Here is a 16076-nt window from a genome sequence, read left to right on the forward strand (position 1 = left end):
CCTATGCACTTTTAATAGAATAATCATAATTATGGCTCTTTTTAGCTGTAAATCATAAGGTTTTTTTGAAATAGTAATAAACTCTCCTCTCAAAAATCTTATTAATTTTCGCTTAAAAATATCTCCTAATTATAACCATGAATCAAAAGTGTTTAGAACCTAGGTTCTGTATATAAAATTTAAATTATATTTTAAACAGTAAAGTTTTTATTGGAATAGATACCTATTTCAATAAAATACTTATAATTTGCAGTAAAATAAAATATACTGTTTTAAATTTTTTTACATAGAAATTAAATTAAAGAAACCTAGTAAGTTTCTTATTTAGATCTTGTGTAGACTCTACGAACATTTCCAAAAAGATTTGATTTTGGTTATTTGTTTGTTGCAACAAATTATAATAATAATATTTTTTTAAAATAGGTAGAGCTATTCCTTCAAAAATCTTATTAATTTTCACTAAAAATCAATTATAAATGTTCACAGAACCTAGAAAATTTCAATAATTTAAATTTCTAGACGTATGGTACGTTAACAAAATTATTTTAATCAATAAGATTTTTAATGTAATAGCTTTATCCTATTTCAAAAGAATAACTTAAATTAGCTTTAAAATAATTTTTAAACAAAAAAGCCTTATTCAAATTTAATTACTAAAATAAGGCTTTTTGGATTTTAAGAAGTTAATTTAAAGCTATAAAATATTTCATCTGTAATGCAAAAACATTAGGTCCTGTAAAAAAATTAATCTATACTTAGTTGTTTTTGATTGAAAATTATAAGATTTTTCTTGGAATAAAAATAACTGTTTCAACAAGAATCTTATTAATTTTTACTTAAAAATATCTAAAAATACGAATAATTCAACTTTTCTTTACAGAACCTAGTGCAGAAATAATTATTTTAATTCAACTTTTGCTCCAGCAGCCTCTAACTTACCTTTGATTTCGTCTGCTTCTGCTTTTTTCACATTGCTTTTAATCGGCTTTGGAGCTTCATCAACTAATTTCTTAGCTTCAATTAAACCAAGACCTGTGATATCTTTCACAACTTTAATTACTTCAACTTTCTTGTCACCGGCAGCTGTTAAAACTACTTCAAACTCAGTTTTTTCAGCTACTGCTTCAGCCGTAGGAGCTGCAGCACCAGCAGCTGCTACAGCTACAGGAGCTGCTGCAGATACACCCCATTTTTCTTCTAGCATTTTCACAAGCTCAGCTGCTTGCATTAATGTTAATGATGATAATTGTTCTTCAATTTTAGCTAAATCTGCCATAATTTTTTCCTTTTTACTTTTTTTATATTGAAAGGTTACTGCATCCGGTATTTTAAAGTTAATTAAATTCTTTTTTGCTTCAAATTATAAGACTTTTTTAAAATAAGAATAATATTCTATAAAAAACCTTATTAATTTCCACTATAAAAACTCTTTAATTATCAATTAAAATACCTGATGCAGTAACCTTTAAGTTAATTTTTACTAGCATGTGCTTGTATTACTCTCGCCATACTCGAAGACGGGGCTTGTAAAACACCTACAACCTTAGTAGCCGGTGCTTGTAATAACCCAACAATTTTACCCCTAAGCTCATTAAGTGCAGGTAGCTTAGAAAGTTCTTTTATTGAATGTTCATCTAATACGTGATTATCGACTATTCCACCGATAATCTTAAGATTATCATTAGCCTTAGCAAAATTAACTACTAATTTTGCCATCTCAACCGGTTCTTTAGAATAAACAATAGCAGTAGGACCCGCAAATAAATTAGCAATACTATCAAACCCTGTTTGATTTGCAGCTATTTTTGCTAAAGTATTTTTAACTACTTTAAAACCTGCTTCTTTAGATTTAAGTGATTCTCTAAGCGAACTCACTTGACTAACGGTTAACCCGTGATAATGAGTAATAATTATAGAGGGCGATTCTTTATAAATATTTACAATATCCTCTACTGCTACCGGTTTTTCTGATCTTAACACCTTTTAATTCTCCTTTTATAATACAGTTTAATATATTTAAACTGATACAAATGCTTAAAATAACAAAATTTTTTTATTATTACTATATTACCGTTAAACGGCTATAAAAATTATGCTATACTAGTTAAATCTATTTGTACCGATGCTCCCATAGTAGAAGATAAATACATTGCTTTTAAATAACTTCCTTTTAATCCGGCAGGTTTTGCTTTAATTACTGCCTCAATAAACGCATTTAAATTTTTTAATAAATCTTGGTCTGAAAAAGATAATTTTCCAAGCCCTGCATGAATTATACCTGCTTTCTCTGCTCTATATTCTACCTGACCGCTTTTAGCATTTTTAATAGCATTTTTAATATCTAAAGTTACGGTACCAAGTTTAGGGTTAGGCATTAAACCTTTTGGTCCTAAAATTCTTGCAACTGAACCTATAGCTGCCATCATATCGGGAGTAGCTATACATACATCGAAATTAATTTTCCCTGCTTTAATTTCATCAATAATATTTGTTGAACCTACTAAATCTGCTCCGGCACTTTTAGCTTCTTCTTCTCTTTCTTCTTTACAAATAACGGCAACTCTTACGTTTTTGCCTGTACCGGCAGGTAAATTAACTACACCACGTACCATTTGATCGGAATGCCTAGGATCAATTCCAAGCTTCATAACTATTTCTAAGGTTGGGTCAAATTTAACATATGATGCTGATTTTAATCGTTCAACTGCATTTATTAAATTATATAAAGTATCTGATTTTACTTTTTCTCTAGCTTCTCTTATTTTTTTACCGCCGCTAATTTTTACAGCAACATCTTTCTTATTTGACATAATAATTAATTCCCTACTACTTCAAGTCCCATAGATGCAGCACTACCACAAATAATTTTTGTTGCTGCTTCAATATTTTTTGTATTTAAATCAGGCATTTTTAACTTTGCAATTTCACAACAATCATCCATAGTAACTTTACCTACTACGGCTTCTTTTTTAGTAGCACTAGAACCTTTAGTAATTTTAGCATACTTCTTTAAAAAGTAAGAAGCAGGAGGAGTTTTTATTTTAAAAGAAAAACTACTATCTTCATAAACGGTAATTACGGTTGGCAGAGGTATTCCTTTTTCCATACCTTGCGTAGCATCATTAAAATCTTTACAAAATGCTGCAATATTGACTTTTCTTTGTCCTAGGGCCGGTCCTATAGGAGGTGCAGGAGTGGCTCCGGCAGCCGGGATTATCAAGTTAATATAACCTTTTATTGCTTTCTGAGACATTTATAAATATCCTTATTTTTCTCTTAAATTAATATTACTTTATAACAACTGCATGGATCTTGTTTCCCATCATTATTGCGAGGAAAAGCTGTAAGTTTTGACAAAACAAGGAAGAAAAAAAATTCTGTAAATCAGAAGTTTTTTATTATTTCTTCTAGATTGTCACGCAGCCTACGTCTGCTTGCAATTACGACTCATTATCCCGCAACAATGACATCCTGAACATTCGTACAATACAGCTTAAGTAATTTATAAACCGTATTTAGTCCAATTTTTAATCATTTTTCTTTACTTGATTAAAATTTAGTTCTATTGGAGTTGCTTTACCAAATATTGCAACTGAAACTTTTAACCTATTTTTTCCTTGATCTATTTCTTCTACTGTACCCATGAAAGTTTCAAAAGGACCGTCTGTAACAGTCACTATTTCACCAACTTCATACAATTTAGAATTCTTTGCTTCTTTAGCTTCTGCTTCCAAATTATTAAAAATATTTTGTATTTCACTTTCTGTAAGAGCTTTTGGCGTGGTTTTGCTTCCTAAAAAGCCGGTTACTCCAGATATATTTTTTACTAAATGCCAAGATTTATCAGTCATATTCATCTTTATCAAGATATAACTCGGCATTAGTTTTTTTTCTACCTTGACATTTTTACCGCGTTTAACTTCAGAAACTCCAAAAACAGGTATTAATATATCTTCAAAAAAATCCGTCATTTTCTGTTTAGCGATTTTTCTAAGCATATCTTCTTTAATGCGTTTCTCTGCTCCCGATGCCGTATGTACTACATACCACTGCTTTACATTTTTTGCAGAAGAAGGCAATATATTATCTATACTCTGTTCTGTCACAATTTATTCCTTATACTATTTGCCGATATTAAGCAAAAGCTGCATTATGTTATGTATACTATAATCAAGTACCAAACAAATTAGGCTAAAAATAAAAACTGCTACTACCACTATTAATGTTGAAGCAACAAGCTCTTTTCTAGTTGGCCAAACTACCTTATAAGTTTCTTGTTTAACTTGTTCAAAAAACTTATAAATTTTATATTCTTTAAACATATTTTTGTTAGGTAATTTATTAGACTTCTTACAAAATTCTACTTCTAGAGGCAATTGAGACGATGATCCAGCATAGTATGTACGCTGCGATTCGAGGTGAAGTACCTCTTTCAAATTTCTCTTTATAAGCAAATTTTGTAAAAATTCTATATTTTATAGCAAAAAAGCTCTAAGCCTATAATGGCAGGAGTGACAGGCATCGAACCCGCAACCTCCGGTTTTGGAGACCGGCGCTCTACCAATTGAGCTACACTCCTATCATATTTTTAATAAAAAATCAATAAAATTTATTAAAAATATTTGTTATTATTAAAAAATTACTATAATAAACAGTACTTCTAATTTATAAGCTGCCACGGCAAAACAACATTTATTTCTGTAAGATGTAACATCTCACCCCTAAATTATTTTTTAGCTTTAATAATATCAGCTACTTGACTCGGCACTTGATCATAATGAGAGAATATCATACTAAACTGAGCTCTACCTTGAGATAAAGACCTAAGCGTATTAACATAACCAAACATTTCCGCTAAAGGAACATTCGCAGTAACTACTTGAGCATTCCCTCTTGGATCCATGCTTTGAATTTGTCCTCTACGACTATTTAAATCGCCTATAATATCACCCATATATTCATCAGGAGTGATAACTTCAACTTGCATAATCGGCTCAAGTAATTTAGGATTACCTTTCGGCATCCCTTCTCTAAATGCTGCCTTTGCAGCAATTTCAAACGCAAGTACACTAGAATCTACATCATGAAACGCACCATCAACTAAAGTTGCTTTAAAATCAATCATAGGATAACCGGCAATAACACCGGTTTCTCTAATATTATTTAATCCTTTTTCAACACCTGGTATATATTCTTTAGGCACGGCACCGCCGATGATTTTACTTTCAAAGACAAAAATTTTATCTTCATCTTTTAGATCTTTTACCTCTTTTAGAGGCTCAAAAATAATTTTTACACGAGCAAATTGTCCTGCACCGCCGGATTGTTTCTTATGGGTATAATCAATTTCACAAGCTTTTGTTATAGTTTCACGATATGCTACTTGAGGAGCTCCAATATTTGCTTCGACCTTAAACTCTCTTCTCATACGATCAATGATAATTTCTAAATGGAGTTCTCCCATTCCTTTTATCACTGTTTGTCCTGTTTCATGATCAGTTGACACTCTAAATGATGGATCTTCAGCTGCTAAACGAGAAAGTGCGAGGCCCATTTTTTCTTGATCGGCTGTTGATTTAGGTTCTACCGCCAGCTCAATTACCGGCTCTGGAAATTCCATTCTTTCTAAGATTACTTGCTGATCAATATCGGATAACGTATCACCTGTGGTAGTATCTTTAAGACCTGCTAAAGCTACTATATCACCTGCTGATGCTTCTTTTACGTCTTCACGATTATTAGCATGCATTAATAGCATTCTACCGATTTTTTCTCTTTTATTCTTTACGGTATTAATAACAGTTGTTCCTGAAGTAATTTTACCTGAATATATTCTAATAAAAGTTAATGAACCGACAAACGGGTCATTCATAATTTTAAATGCTAAAGCTGCAAAAGGCTCAGTTACCGAAATAGGGAAATCTTTTTCTTCACCGGTACTTACTTCCATACCTTTTACTATACCTATATCAGTAGGCGAAGGTAGGAAATCTACTACAGCATCAAGTAAAGGCTGTACCCCTTTATTTTTAAAAGCACTACCGCATAAAACCGGATAAAATGCTGCTGAAATAGTACCTTTTCTGATTAATCTTTTAATCTCTTCTGCTGTTACTTCTTCACCTGATAAATATTTTTCCATAATATGATCATCTAACTCAACAACCGTATCAAGTAATTTAGCACGATATTCTTCAGCTTTATCTTTCATATTGGCAGGTATACCTTCTTCAAAATACTCAGCTCCAAGTGCTTCATCTTTCCAAACCACTACTTTCATTTTAACAAGATCAATTATACCTTTAAAATTTTCTTCAATCCCTACAGGCAACTGAATAACAAGCGGTTTTGCTCCTAAACGATCTTTGAGCATTTCAACGCATCTATAAAAATCTGCTCCCATTCTGTCCATTTTATTGACAAAACATATTCTAGGAACATTATATTTATCTGCTTGCCTCCAAACCGTTTCTGACTGCGGTTCAACACCTGCTACACCGTCAAATACTGCAACCGCACCGTCAAGAACACGAAGAGAACGCTCTACTTCAATAGTAAAGTCAACGTGTCCAGGAGTATCGATAATATTAATTATTTTATCTTGCCATCTACAAGTAGTAGCAGCTGAGGTAATGGTTATACCGCGTTCTTGTTCTTGTTCCATCCAATCCATGGTAGCACCGCCCTCATGAACTTCACCTATTTTATGCGATTTACCGGTATAATATAAAATACGTTCGGTAGTTGTGGTTTTACCGGCATCAATGTGAGCACATATACCGATATTACGAATATGCTCAAGTTTATTTATTTTACTCATTATACCCTACCTTATTTCATTTTTTTAGGGCTAAAATGAGAGAAAGCTTTATTAGCTTCGGCCATTTTATGAGTATCTTCTTTCTTCTTAATGGCAACACCTCTATTATTAGAAGCTTCAAACAGCTCTTCGGCAAGTTTATCAATCATCATTTTTTCAGAACGTTTTGACGCAGCATTAATAATCCAACGGCTAGCAAGGGCATATCCTCTTCTTTCATCAACATGCGTCGGAACTTGATAATTAGCTCCTCCAACCCTAACCGAAGTTACTTCTAAATGCGGCTTCACGTTATGCATAGCATTATTAAAGGTTTGATACGGATCAACTCTATGCTTCTTTTCAATTTTATTAAAGGCTGAATAAACAATTTTCTCTGCAAGGGCTTTCTTCCCTTCTTTCATAATATTATTGATAAATCTTGACAGTAAAATACTGTTATATTTCATATCAGGTAAAATTACTCGCTTTTCCGCGGCATGACGACGTGACATTTTATTTTTTCTCTCAACTAATAATTTATTTTTTTGTAACTGCAACTTGTTTACTAGGAGCACCGTAACGTGACCGACCTTGCTTACGTCCTTTAACTCCGGCAATATCATAAGCACCGAGTACGATATGATATTTCACCCCCGGAAGATCAGGAACCTGACCGCCTCTTACTAACACCCTATCATGTTCCTTTACACTATGCTTTTCACCAGGAATATATGCATTTACGGTTCTTTTATTACTTAAACGCACTGTTGCAATCTTACGCAGTGCAGAGTTAGGCTTTTTAGGGGTAACGGTTTTTACAACTAGGCAAACACCGCTTTTAAAAGGATTAGATTCTAAGGCAGGAGATTTGGTCTTACGAGTTTTTGACTTTCTCCCAAAACGTACTAATTGATTATATGTCGGCATTAAAAAAAATACTCCAAAAAAACTTATATATACGATAATTAAAGGGTAGAAAATATTTCCACCCTTTATTTTCAATCATTTCTAAATACAAATTATAATAATTTGTAAATTACACTAAATTTAAACTATAATTACTTTTTCCATAAAAGCAAGTATGTTTTAATTAACAATCATTTTTTTCTCAATTATTTTTGCTATAAAACTGATTAACATCACTAAAATATAGTAACAGCACGCAGCAATAAGCATTGGAAAAAAATAATTATATGTTTCAATTGATACAATTTGTGCTCTACGCATTAAATCCATTTCTCCAAGCATAGAAATAATGGCTGATTCTTTAATCAAATTTATAAGCTCATTTACTAATGACGGAAAAATATTTTTAACTGCTTGCGGTAGAATTATATCTTTCGTTATTAAAAACTTTGGAATAGCAAGAGCTTCAGCCGCTTCAAACTGGCCTTTATCAACTGTATTAATCCCTGCCCTGATTACTTCGGAAACATATGCTCCCGAATTAAGAGAAAAAGAAATAGCTCCCGCCATAAACACACTAAATTTAACGCCTATGATATAAGGTGAAGCAAAATAAATAATACTTAATTGAATTAATAAAGGCGTTCCTCTGAAAATAGAAGTATAGAAATTTGCAAAAAGCCTTAAAGCACGATTTTTATGTACCTTACAAATAGCGAGCAGCATTCCTATTACTAAACCAAATATAACGGCAATAACACTATATTTTAAAGTTACCAAAGTTCCCTCTACAATAAAAAAGATTTTTGGATAGAATTTTATTAAATACTCAAACATATTTTATATATTTTTTTTCTTGTCATACCGCGGCTTGACCGCGATATCTAAAAAATAAGCATTTTTGGATCCCGCGATTTAATCGCGGGATGACACTAAAGGTTTCTAGATTCCTGCTTTCGCAGGAATGACATAAGAACATTAATCAGTACACTCTCTTCGCCGGCGGGACTGCTGTTACTTCATCGGTTAAAGTAGTTAAAGTCACAGGTTTATAATCAAGAACTACTTTACCTGCTTCATCGATAGAGCTAAGAGTATGCTTCATCCAATCCCCATCATTACGATCAGGATAATCTTCACGTGCATGAGCTCCTCTGCTTTCTTTTCTTGCAGCTGCCGAATATACTGTTACTAAAGCTTGATCAAGTAGATTATCTAGCTCTAAGGCTTCTACTAAATCGCTATTCCAAATTAAAGATTTATCGTTAATTTTTATATCTTTATAACCGCTTCTTATTTCGCTAATCATTCCTGCTCCTTCATCTAGCACCTCTTGAGTTCTAAATACCGAAGCATGGCTTTGCATAGTTCTTTGCATTTTAAGCCTTAACTCTGCAACTAAAATATTACCATTAGCGTGACGGACTTTATCAAATCTATTTATAATTTTTTCAAGGCTTTCTTCTTTTATAGACTTGTGGGGACTCGCAGGCTTAATAAGCTCGGCTGCTTTTAATGCAGAACTTCTACCAAATACTACTAAATCAAGCAAAGAATTTGATCCTAATCGGTTAGCACCGTGTACCGATACGCAAGCAGCTTCACCGATTGCCATAAGCCCTTTTACTACGCTATTATGATTTTTACCGTCTTTGATTATGACTTGACCGTGATAATTCGTCGGTATCCCGCCCATATTATAATGTACCGTAGGAAGTACCGGTATCGGCTCTTTAGTCACGTCAACACCGGCAAAAATTTTAGCCGTCTCAGAGATACCGGGCAAACGACTATGTAAAATTTCAGGCAATAAATGATTTAAATGTAAAAATACATGATCTTTATGCTCGCCGACTCCTCGCCCCTCTCTGATTTCTATAGTCATTGCTCTTGAAACTACATCTCTTGAAGCTAAATCCTTTGCAGCAGGAGCATAACGCTCCATAAAACGCTCACCGTTTGCATTAACGAGATATCCCCCTTCGCCTCTTGCCCCCTCGGTAATAAGACAGCCCGCCGAATATATACCTGTCGGATGGAACTGTACAAATTCCATATCTTGCAGTGGAAGACCGGCTCTAATCGCCATACCGCCCCCATCACCAGTACAAGTATGAGCAGACGTCGCCGAAAAATAAGCACGCCCGTATCCGCCCGTTGCAAGCACTACATTATGAGCCCTAAAACAATACAGACTACCGTCATCTAAATTCCACGCAACTACGCCTCTACATTCACCATCTTCCATCAATAAATCAATAGCAAAATACTCAACGAAAAACTGTACTTTATGTTTTAGTGACTGTTGATATAAAGTATGAAGTATGGCATGCCCCGTACGATCTGCCGCAGCACATGTACGCTGAGCTGCTTTTCCTTTGCCGTACTCTGTTGTCATTCCTCCAAAAGGACGCTGATAAATTTTTCCCTCTTCAGTTCTTGAGAAAGGTACGCCGTAATGCTCTAGCTCTAAAATCGCATCGGGAGCGTTTTTGCACATATACTCAATGGCATCCTGATCGCCTAACCAATCAGAACCTTTTACCGTATCATACATATGCCAACGCCAATCATCTTCGCCCATATTCCCAAGAGCCGCACTAATTCCGCCCTGAGCAGCCACAGTATGACTACGGGTTGGGAACAGCTTAGTTATACAAGCGGTATTTAGCCCTTCTTTAGCCATACCGAATGCAGAACGAAGACCTGCTCCACCTGCACCTACAACTACTACGTCAAATTTATGATGAATGATATTATACGCTTTGGTCATTAAATTAATTTTTTACTATTTTGATACGTGACCTCTGTTACCCCATGGCTTGACCATGGAGTCCAGTAATTCAATACACAATAATGCTATAAATTGTTTTCTGGATACCGCGGTCAAGCCGCGGGGTGACAATTTTTATCCTTTATAAAACATTGCTACTACAAAAGCTACAATAGTCACAATGCAAAATAATTGCACTATTATAATCAATGTATTACGTAATTTGTGACAACTTATATAATCCTCAATTACTACACGCATACCAAGCATCGCATGATACAACGAAATAACCACCATAATTAACAAAGCTACTACATTAAAAGGCTTTTTAAGCTCCCACATAATAATATTTATATCATTATTTTTGTTGGTTAACGTAAAATATATTAGCCACACAGAACATAAAGCTAATATAATCCCCGTTACTCTTTGCAATAACCAATGATGAGAACCGCTTTTAGCAGAACCGCTATTTTTTGCTTTTACAATTTCTGCTTTAAAATCATATACCATTAATTTTCTCTATTATTTGTTTTAGCTTTTCGTCATTGCGAGGAAATTGCATAGCAATTGACGAAGAAATCTCAGTATTTGTTATTATTTCTGAGATTGCCACGTCGATGCTACGCATCTCCTCGCAATGACGTTTTTAATTACTACACCCATAACAATACCGTTAATAATACAGATCCTACCACTACACACCAACTGGTGATATTAACCAATTTTATAGAAAAACCGTACCCGATATCCCAAAATAAATGCCGAATGCCGTTACATAAATGATAAAACCAAGCGTAGCTAACAGCTACTAAGCATATTTTTATAATACAGCATTCAGCAAGCTGTAAATAATTATTGTCATATTTACTAAGAATCAACCACCACACCAAGATTGACACCACAAAAAACAAAGCTACACCGGTCATACGATGCAAAATTGATAATGCAGAACTTATTTGCGGCTTATATATAGTTAAATGCGGCGAAGTTGGACGCTTATTATAAATTTCTTGTTTGGTTTTAGTCATATATTTCTAATAAATAAAAAAGGGTTATGTCATTCCCGCGAAAGCAGGAATCCAGTAATTAAAAAATACACATATACTGAATTTTTAAAATTAAAAGCTCTCTTTTCCGCTTTTGCGGGAATGACATACTACACGTTTCAATCGGTCAACGACGTCTATCTCTGCAACCAATATCTTTCTACGGGCGATAAATCATCTGTCACTGCTCTCCTATCATCGAAGACAAAACATTCACCTTGCCATAAATTGTTCTTGTTTTGTGTATCTTCTAGATATTGCAGTATTCCACCCTTTAAATGATATACCTCATCATAACCTATGCTTTTAAGTAAGCTGGTGGATTTTTCACACCTGATACCACCTGTACAAACCATAGCAATTTTCTTACCTTTGAGCAATTCTTGATTCTGCTGAACCCAAGCAGGAAATTGTTTAAATGTTTTGGTATTAGGATTAATTGCTGATTTAAATGTACCGACCTCTATTTCATAATCATTTCGAGTATCTATTACTATAACATCTTGTTTTGTGATAAATTCATCCCAATCTTTCGGCTCTATATATTCGCCTTTAAACAAATCAACATTTAAATCATCAACGTTCATTGCTACGATCTCTTTCTTAAGTCTGACTTTCAATTTCTGAAAAGGATGAACATCACTATAATTTATTTTAACGTTAACATCTTTGGGACCGGTCAGCTTTATCAATTCTTCAAGTACAAGATTTACATTTTCATATGAACCTGAAAAAGAACCGTTAAAGCCTTCATTAGCTAATAAAATAGTACCTCTAACATATTTTCTTTTACCGATAAGCAAAAGTTTCGGTATCAAATTCGCCGGTTCTTTTATATTAACAAAACTATATGCACTTAAAATTGCTATTTTTTCATTCATAAATTATTTAGGTATTATTTTTACATTCTATGTCATTTCCGCCTTCGCGGGAATGACATAGAAAACTATATCTTACATAACCTGCAATGGTACGAACATATTACTACTACCCCTTTCAATCAGGAGCAAAATATTTTGCTTATCTGATTTTTTAGCATTTTCATATAATTCTTCTAGCTTACTTATATCGTCTATGCTTTCCTGATTAATATTGGTTATTAGATCACCAATTTTGAAGCTACTTTCTCCTTCATCAATATTGGTTATAACTATTCCTATTTTATCTTGAGGAATAGTATATTTTTGTCTTAGTTCTTCAGTCAAATTACCAAAAGTAATATTATTTTTAGTAATAGATAAATTATTTTCTTCTTTATTTGTTATGTCTTTCTTATTGGTCTTTTCTGTAGAATCTTTGGTAACTTCTTCATTATCCGAAGTAATTTTAATAGGTAATTCAAGCTCCTTTTTATCGCGAAGTATTTTTACTTTTACTTCCTGATCAATAGGAGCATCTGCAATAATTACACGTAATTTTTTAGTATTTTTAACCGGTATATCTGCAAATTCCATTATTATATCACCTGTTTTAATTCCTGCTTTATCACCTGGACCGTCTTCTTGTACTTTAGCCACTAACACCCCCCTAGTATCTTTAAGTCCTAGCCCTTCAGAAATTTCCTCGGTTAAATCTTGTATTGTTACTCCAAGGCGTCCTCTACTTACTTTTCCATCTTTCTTAAGACGTTCGATTATAGGCTTTGCAGTATTTGACGGTATTGCAAAACCGATACCTATATTAGTACCGAGCGGTGAAAAAATTGCCGTATTTACGCCGATTACTTTCTGATCCAAATTAAACATAGGACCACCGGAATTACCGTTATTAATTGCAGCATCCGTTTGAATAAAATTATCGACTATATTGTCCGTATCTATATCGATATCCCGCCCTTTAGAAGAAATAATACCGCTTGTCACCGTACCGCCTAGATTACCGAACGGATTACCGATCGCAATAACCCAATCTCCTACTCTTGCATCATTTGAATCTCCAAACTCAACAAAAGGTAGAGGTTCCTCGCTATCTATTTTTAAGAGAGCTAAATCTGTTTTAGTATCATTACCTATTAATTTAGCCGATAATTCGGTATTATCTGCAAGTTTTATATTAATTTTATCAACATTTGCAATTACATGATAGTTTGTCACTATTAAGCCGTTAGGTTCAATAATAAATCCTGAACCAAGCGGAACACTTTTCGGAGTTTGATCGACCTCTTCCAAATTCAGCGGTATATTAAGCTTTTCTAAAAAATCATTAACTTTTTCTTGCAGAGGATCTTTCTCGGCATTTTCCGATTTACTATTAACATATTCTATTGTTGAAATATTAACGACTGCAGGAATTAACGGTTCAACTATATCGGCAAAGCTATAACGGGCGGCTTCACCGACTTTTAAAGGAGCAGAATTTATTTCCGTAAATTCATTCTCTTCTTGATCTGCTACTTTTAAAGACTTACTATTTTCTTGTGCTAGAACAACGTTACTTGATATCAAAACTATTATAACAAGAACTATTTTCAGATTAACCATATACTCCAAGTAAATAAAAAGTAGATAGACTAGTATACTACTTAGTTAGATTTAGATATTTTAAAACTTCAGCATCCGGTGAAATTACAAAATTAGTATTCTCTTTCTTTAAAGAATTTTTATATACTAAAAGTGATCTATAAAATTTATAAAATTCCGGGTCGACTGAATAAGCAGAATTATATATTGTTGCCGCTTTCTCATCGCCGTTACCTTTAATAATTTGTGCATCTCGATAAGCTTTAGCAAGTATTATTTTACTTTCTTTATCTGCTTTTGAACGAATACGCACGCTTTCTTCTTGTCCTTCCGCTCTAATTTGGGTTGCTTCTTTTTCACGTGCCGTTTGCATACGACGATAAATAGCCGCACTATTTTCTTTTGGTAAGTCTGCTCTTAAAATTCTAACATCTACAACATCAATACCGAAGCTTTTAGCTTCACCATCTACTTGACTTAAGATATTTAACATTACGTTACTACGTTCCTGACTTAAAAGGCTACTTAGCGAGATTTTACCTATCACCTTACGCATTGACGATTCAAGATTACGAGTCAGCCTAATTTTCACACCTTGATAATCATGTACCGTTTTATAAAACATTACGGGATTATTAATTTGGAATTTGGCGTAGGCGTCAACAATAACTCGTTTACCATCAGCAGCCGTTAATTCTTTTGCCTCAACCTCAACATCTAAAAGACGCTTATCAAAAAACTCAACATTTTGAATAAACGGGATTTTAATATTCAGTCCTGGATTTTCTATAGTTCTAACTGCCTCACCAAACTGGAATACTACTGCAGATTGGCGTTGGTCAACTGAAAATAAGGAGCTAGAAATCAGTATCAGCCCAAAAACAATTGTAAAAATTATATAATAAATCTTTTGTTGCATTTAATATTCCTTGTTGTTTAGTGTCATTCGTGTATAGCGTGAAAAACACGCTCGATGTCATTCCCGCTTTCGCGGGAATGACATCGCCCACCTATGGTTTAATAGCCATGTGCGGCAGTAGTGCATTATTAATAATCGTTTTATTTGAACCACCTAATATCTCTTCGACTACTTCTAAATATAATCTATCTCTAGTTACTTGCCTACCTGTAGCATATTGTTTATAAATAGCATTAAATCTTTGGCTATCACCTTCTGCTTTCGATATAACTTCTTCTCTATAACCTTCTGCTTCTTGTATAATCTTTGCAGCCGCTCCTCTAGCTTCCGGCAAAATCTTATTATTATAGGCTTGAGCTTGATTTATTTCTTTTTCTTTATCTGCTTTTGAAGTTTGCACGTCTCTATAAGCGTCTATTACTTCGGCAGGCGGCTCGGCTTTTAATAATTGTACTTTCTCAATCATAACGCCGGCATTATAACTATCCAATATCTTCTGTGCTAATTTCTCTATTTTATAAGTAATCTCCTGCTTTTGATCAGATAATACCCAAGAAATAGGAGTATTACCTATAACTTCCCTAACGGCACTCTCGACTGTTGCTTTTACTGTTTCTTCAGGTCTTTGTAAGTTAAAAATAAAATCTTCAAGATTATTAATATGCCACATTACGTCACAATTTAAAGCAACGATATTTTCATCACCGGTGAGCATTATACTTTCACCGGCAATATTTTTAGTATTATCGCCACCGCTACGCAGAGAGCTATTTGTACGATAACCAATCTCAATCCGGCGTGATTGTTTAACTTTCTCAACTATTATCTTTTCAAAAGGCGCCGGTAAATGATAATTAAGCCCGGGGTAGCCCTTACGCACAAAACGCCCAAATCTTATTACTGCTGCTTCTTCGCCTTCTTTTATTTCATAAATACCCGAAGCGAGCCATAAAGCAACCACTGCGACAACAGCTAAAATTATTGTTTTAGCATTGAAATTAAACGGGAATTGAAATTGATCAAAATTAAATTGATTTTTACGCGGTCTTGTGAATATGTTATCTTCTTTATCAGAATCAAAATCTTTCCATGGGGATTTTTTTAAAATTGAGATATATTTTTTATTAAGCATTTGCTTTGTTGTTTTATATTATTTTAAAGATGAGAT

The 16076-nt window shown here is 33.6% G+C and carries 17 protein-coding genes and 1 tRNA gene; all 18 read right to left on the bottom strand.

Annotated features, from left to right (window positions below; all coding sequences use genetic code 11):
• Positions 1-898: 898 nt before the first annotated feature.
• Entirely contained in the window at positions 899-1276 is a 378-nt protein-coding gene (gene rplL / locus AB4K15_RS01065) for a 50S ribosomal protein L7/L12 (RefSeq protein WP_500225247.1), read from the bottom strand.
• Between the two features lie 194 nt (positions 1277-1470).
• The gene (gene rplJ, locus AB4K15_RS01070; protein WP_032073881.1) at positions 1471-1980 is read right to left on the bottom strand and encodes a 50S ribosomal protein L10; all 510 of its coding nucleotides are present in this window, start codon (positions 1978-1980) and stop codon (positions 1471-1473) included.
• Between the two features lie 110 nt (positions 1981-2090).
• Positions 2091-2810: a 50S ribosomal protein L1 gene (gene rplA / locus AB4K15_RS01075; protein ID WP_032073880.1), complete on the bottom strand. Its 720-nt coding sequence runs from the start codon at positions 2808-2810 to the stop codon at positions 2091-2093.
• Between the two features lie 5 nt (positions 2811-2815).
• Positions 2816-3253: a 50S ribosomal protein L11 gene (rplK, locus tag AB4K15_RS01080; RefSeq protein WP_032073879.1), complete on the bottom strand. Its 438-nt coding sequence runs from the start codon at positions 3251-3253 to the stop codon at positions 2816-2818.
• Between the two features lie 274 nt (positions 3254-3527).
• The gene (gene nusG / locus AB4K15_RS01085; RefSeq protein WP_032073878.1) at positions 3528-4106 is read right to left on the bottom strand and encodes a transcription termination/antitermination protein NusG; all 579 of its coding nucleotides are present in this window, start codon (positions 4104-4106) and stop codon (positions 3528-3530) included.
• A gap of 15 nt (positions 4107-4121) precedes the next feature.
• Positions 4122-4322: a preprotein translocase subunit SecE gene (gene secE / locus AB4K15_RS01090; protein WP_032074014.1), complete on the bottom strand. Its 201-nt coding sequence runs from the start codon at positions 4320-4322 to the stop codon at positions 4122-4124.
• 181 nt (positions 4323-4503) lie between these two features.
• Positions 4504-4579 (bottom strand) — tRNA-Trp (locus AB4K15_RS01095).
• 147 nt (positions 4580-4726) lie between these two features.
• The gene (fusA, locus tag AB4K15_RS01100; RefSeq protein ID WP_500225644.1) at positions 4727-6820 is read right to left on the bottom strand and encodes an elongation factor G; all 2094 of its coding nucleotides are present in this window, start codon (positions 6818-6820) and stop codon (positions 4727-4729) included.
• 11 nt (positions 6821-6831) lie between these two features.
• On the bottom strand, positions 6832-7314 hold the full coding sequence (gene rpsG / locus AB4K15_RS01105) for a 30S ribosomal protein S7 (RefSeq protein ID WP_004996646.1): 483 nt from the start codon (positions 7312-7314) through the stop codon (positions 6832-6834).
• 25 nt (positions 7315-7339) lie between these two features.
• On the bottom strand, positions 7340-7729 hold the full coding sequence (gene rpsL / locus AB4K15_RS01110) for a 30S ribosomal protein S12 (RefSeq protein ID WP_012148283.1): 390 nt from the start codon (positions 7727-7729) through the stop codon (positions 7340-7342).
• A gap of 159 nt (positions 7730-7888) precedes the next feature.
• The gene (locus AB4K15_RS01115) at positions 7889-8545 is read right to left on the bottom strand and encodes an amino acid ABC transporter permease (protein WP_500225242.1); all 657 of its coding nucleotides are present in this window, start codon (positions 8543-8545) and stop codon (positions 7889-7891) included.
• Between the two features lie 145 nt (positions 8546-8690).
• A complete protein-coding gene (sdhA, locus tag AB4K15_RS01120) occupies positions 8691-10481 on the bottom strand; it encodes a succinate dehydrogenase flavoprotein subunit (protein WP_500225241.1) in 1791 nt (596 codons plus the stop codon).
• 135 nt (positions 10482-10616) lie between these two features.
• Positions 10617-10994 carry a succinate dehydrogenase, hydrophobic membrane anchor protein gene (gene sdhD, locus AB4K15_RS01125; RefSeq protein WP_032073873.1) on the bottom strand — a complete coding sequence of 126 codons (378 nt, stop codon included), beginning with the start codon at positions 10992-10994 and terminating at the stop codon, positions 10617-10619.
• A gap of 143 nt (positions 10995-11137) precedes the next feature.
• Positions 11138-11512, bottom strand: coding sequence for a succinate dehydrogenase, cytochrome b556 subunit (gene sdhC, locus AB4K15_RS01130; RefSeq protein WP_032073849.1), 375 nt, complete (start codon positions 11510-11512; stop codon positions 11138-11140).
• Positions 11513-11667: 155 nt separating this feature from the next.
• Positions 11668-12411, bottom strand: a complete 744-nt coding sequence (gene trhO / locus AB4K15_RS01135; RefSeq protein WP_032073848.1) for an oxygen-dependent tRNA uridine(34) hydroxylase TrhO — start codon at positions 12409-12411, stop codon at positions 11668-11670.
• Positions 12412-12483: 72 nt separating this feature from the next.
• On the bottom strand, positions 12484-14010 hold the full coding sequence (locus AB4K15_RS01140; protein WP_032073847.1) for a Do family serine endopeptidase: 1527 nt from the start codon (positions 14008-14010) through the stop codon (positions 12484-12486).
• A 37-nt stretch (positions 14011-14047) separates the two neighbouring features.
• The gene (gene hflC, locus AB4K15_RS01145) at positions 14048-14908 is read right to left on the bottom strand and encodes a protease modulator HflC (protein WP_032073846.1); all 861 of its coding nucleotides are present in this window, start codon (positions 14906-14908) and stop codon (positions 14048-14050) included.
• A gap of 91 nt (positions 14909-14999) precedes the next feature.
• The gene (gene hflK / locus AB4K15_RS01150) at positions 15000-16040 is read right to left on the bottom strand and encodes an FtsH protease activity modulator HflK (RefSeq protein WP_500225235.1); all 1041 of its coding nucleotides are present in this window, start codon (positions 16038-16040) and stop codon (positions 15000-15002) included.
• Positions 16041-16076 lie beyond the last annotated feature (36 nt).

The organism is Rickettsia aeschlimannii, assembly GCF_047973405.1.
GTDB lineage: Bacteria > Pseudomonadota > Alphaproteobacteria > Rickettsiales > Rickettsiaceae > Rickettsia > Rickettsia rickettsii.

What these genes read in the sequence shown, in the direction of transcription:
- rplL (WP_500225247.1), bottom strand. Translation starts at nt 1,276, where the DNA reads ATGGCAGATTTAGCTAAAATTGAAGAACAATTATCATCATTAACATTA.
- rplA (WP_032073880.1), bottom strand. Translation starts at nt 2,810, where the DNA reads ATGTCAAATAAGAAAGATGTTGCTGTAAAAATTAGCGGCGGTAAAAAA.
- rplK (WP_032073879.1), bottom strand. Translation starts at nt 3,253, where the DNA reads ATGTCTCAGAAAGCAATAAAAGGTTATATTAACTTGATAATCCCGGCT.
- secE (WP_032074014.1), bottom strand. Translation starts at nt 4,322, where the DNA reads ATGTTTAAAGAATATAAAATTTATAAGTTTTTTGAACAAGTTAAACAA.
- fusA (WP_500225644.1), bottom strand. Translation starts at nt 6,820, where the DNA reads ATGAGTAAAATAAATAAACTTGAGCATATTCGTAATATCGGTATATGT.
- rpsG (WP_004996646.1), bottom strand. Translation starts at nt 7,314, where the DNA reads ATGTCACGTCGTCATGCCGCGGAAAAGCGAGTAATTTTACCTGATATG.
- rpsL (WP_012148283.1), bottom strand. Translation starts at nt 7,729, where the DNA reads ATGCCGACATATAATCAATTAGTACGTTTTGGGAGAAAGTCAAAAACT.
- AB4K15_RS01115 (WP_500225242.1), bottom strand. Translation starts at nt 8,545, where the DNA reads ATGTTTGAGTATTTAATAAAATTCTATCCAAAAATCTTTTTTATTGTA.
- sdhA (WP_500225241.1), bottom strand. Translation starts at nt 10,481, where the DNA reads ATGACCAAAGCGTATAATATCATTCATCATAAATTTGACGTAGTAGTT.
- sdhD (WP_032073873.1), bottom strand. Translation starts at nt 10,994, where the DNA reads ATGGTATATGATTTTAAAGCAGAAATTGTAAAAGCAAAAAATAGCGGT.
- sdhC (WP_032073849.1), bottom strand. Translation starts at nt 11,512, where the DNA reads ATGACTAAAACCAAACAAGAAATTTATAATAAGCGTCCAACTTCGCCG.
- trhO (WP_032073848.1), bottom strand. Translation starts at nt 12,411, where the DNA reads ATGAATGAAAAAATAGCAATTTTAAGTGCATATAGTTTTGTTAATATA.
- AB4K15_RS01140 (WP_032073847.1), bottom strand. Translation starts at nt 14,010, where the DNA reads ATGGTTAATCTGAAAATAGTTCTTGTTATAATAGTTTTGATATCAAGT.
- hflC (WP_032073846.1), bottom strand. Translation starts at nt 14,908, where the DNA reads ATGCAACAAAAGATTTATTATATAATTTTTACAATTGTTTTTGGGCTG.
- hflK (WP_500225235.1), bottom strand. Translation starts at nt 16,040, where the DNA reads ATGCTTAATAAAAAATATATCTCAATTTTAAAAAAATCCCCATGGAAA.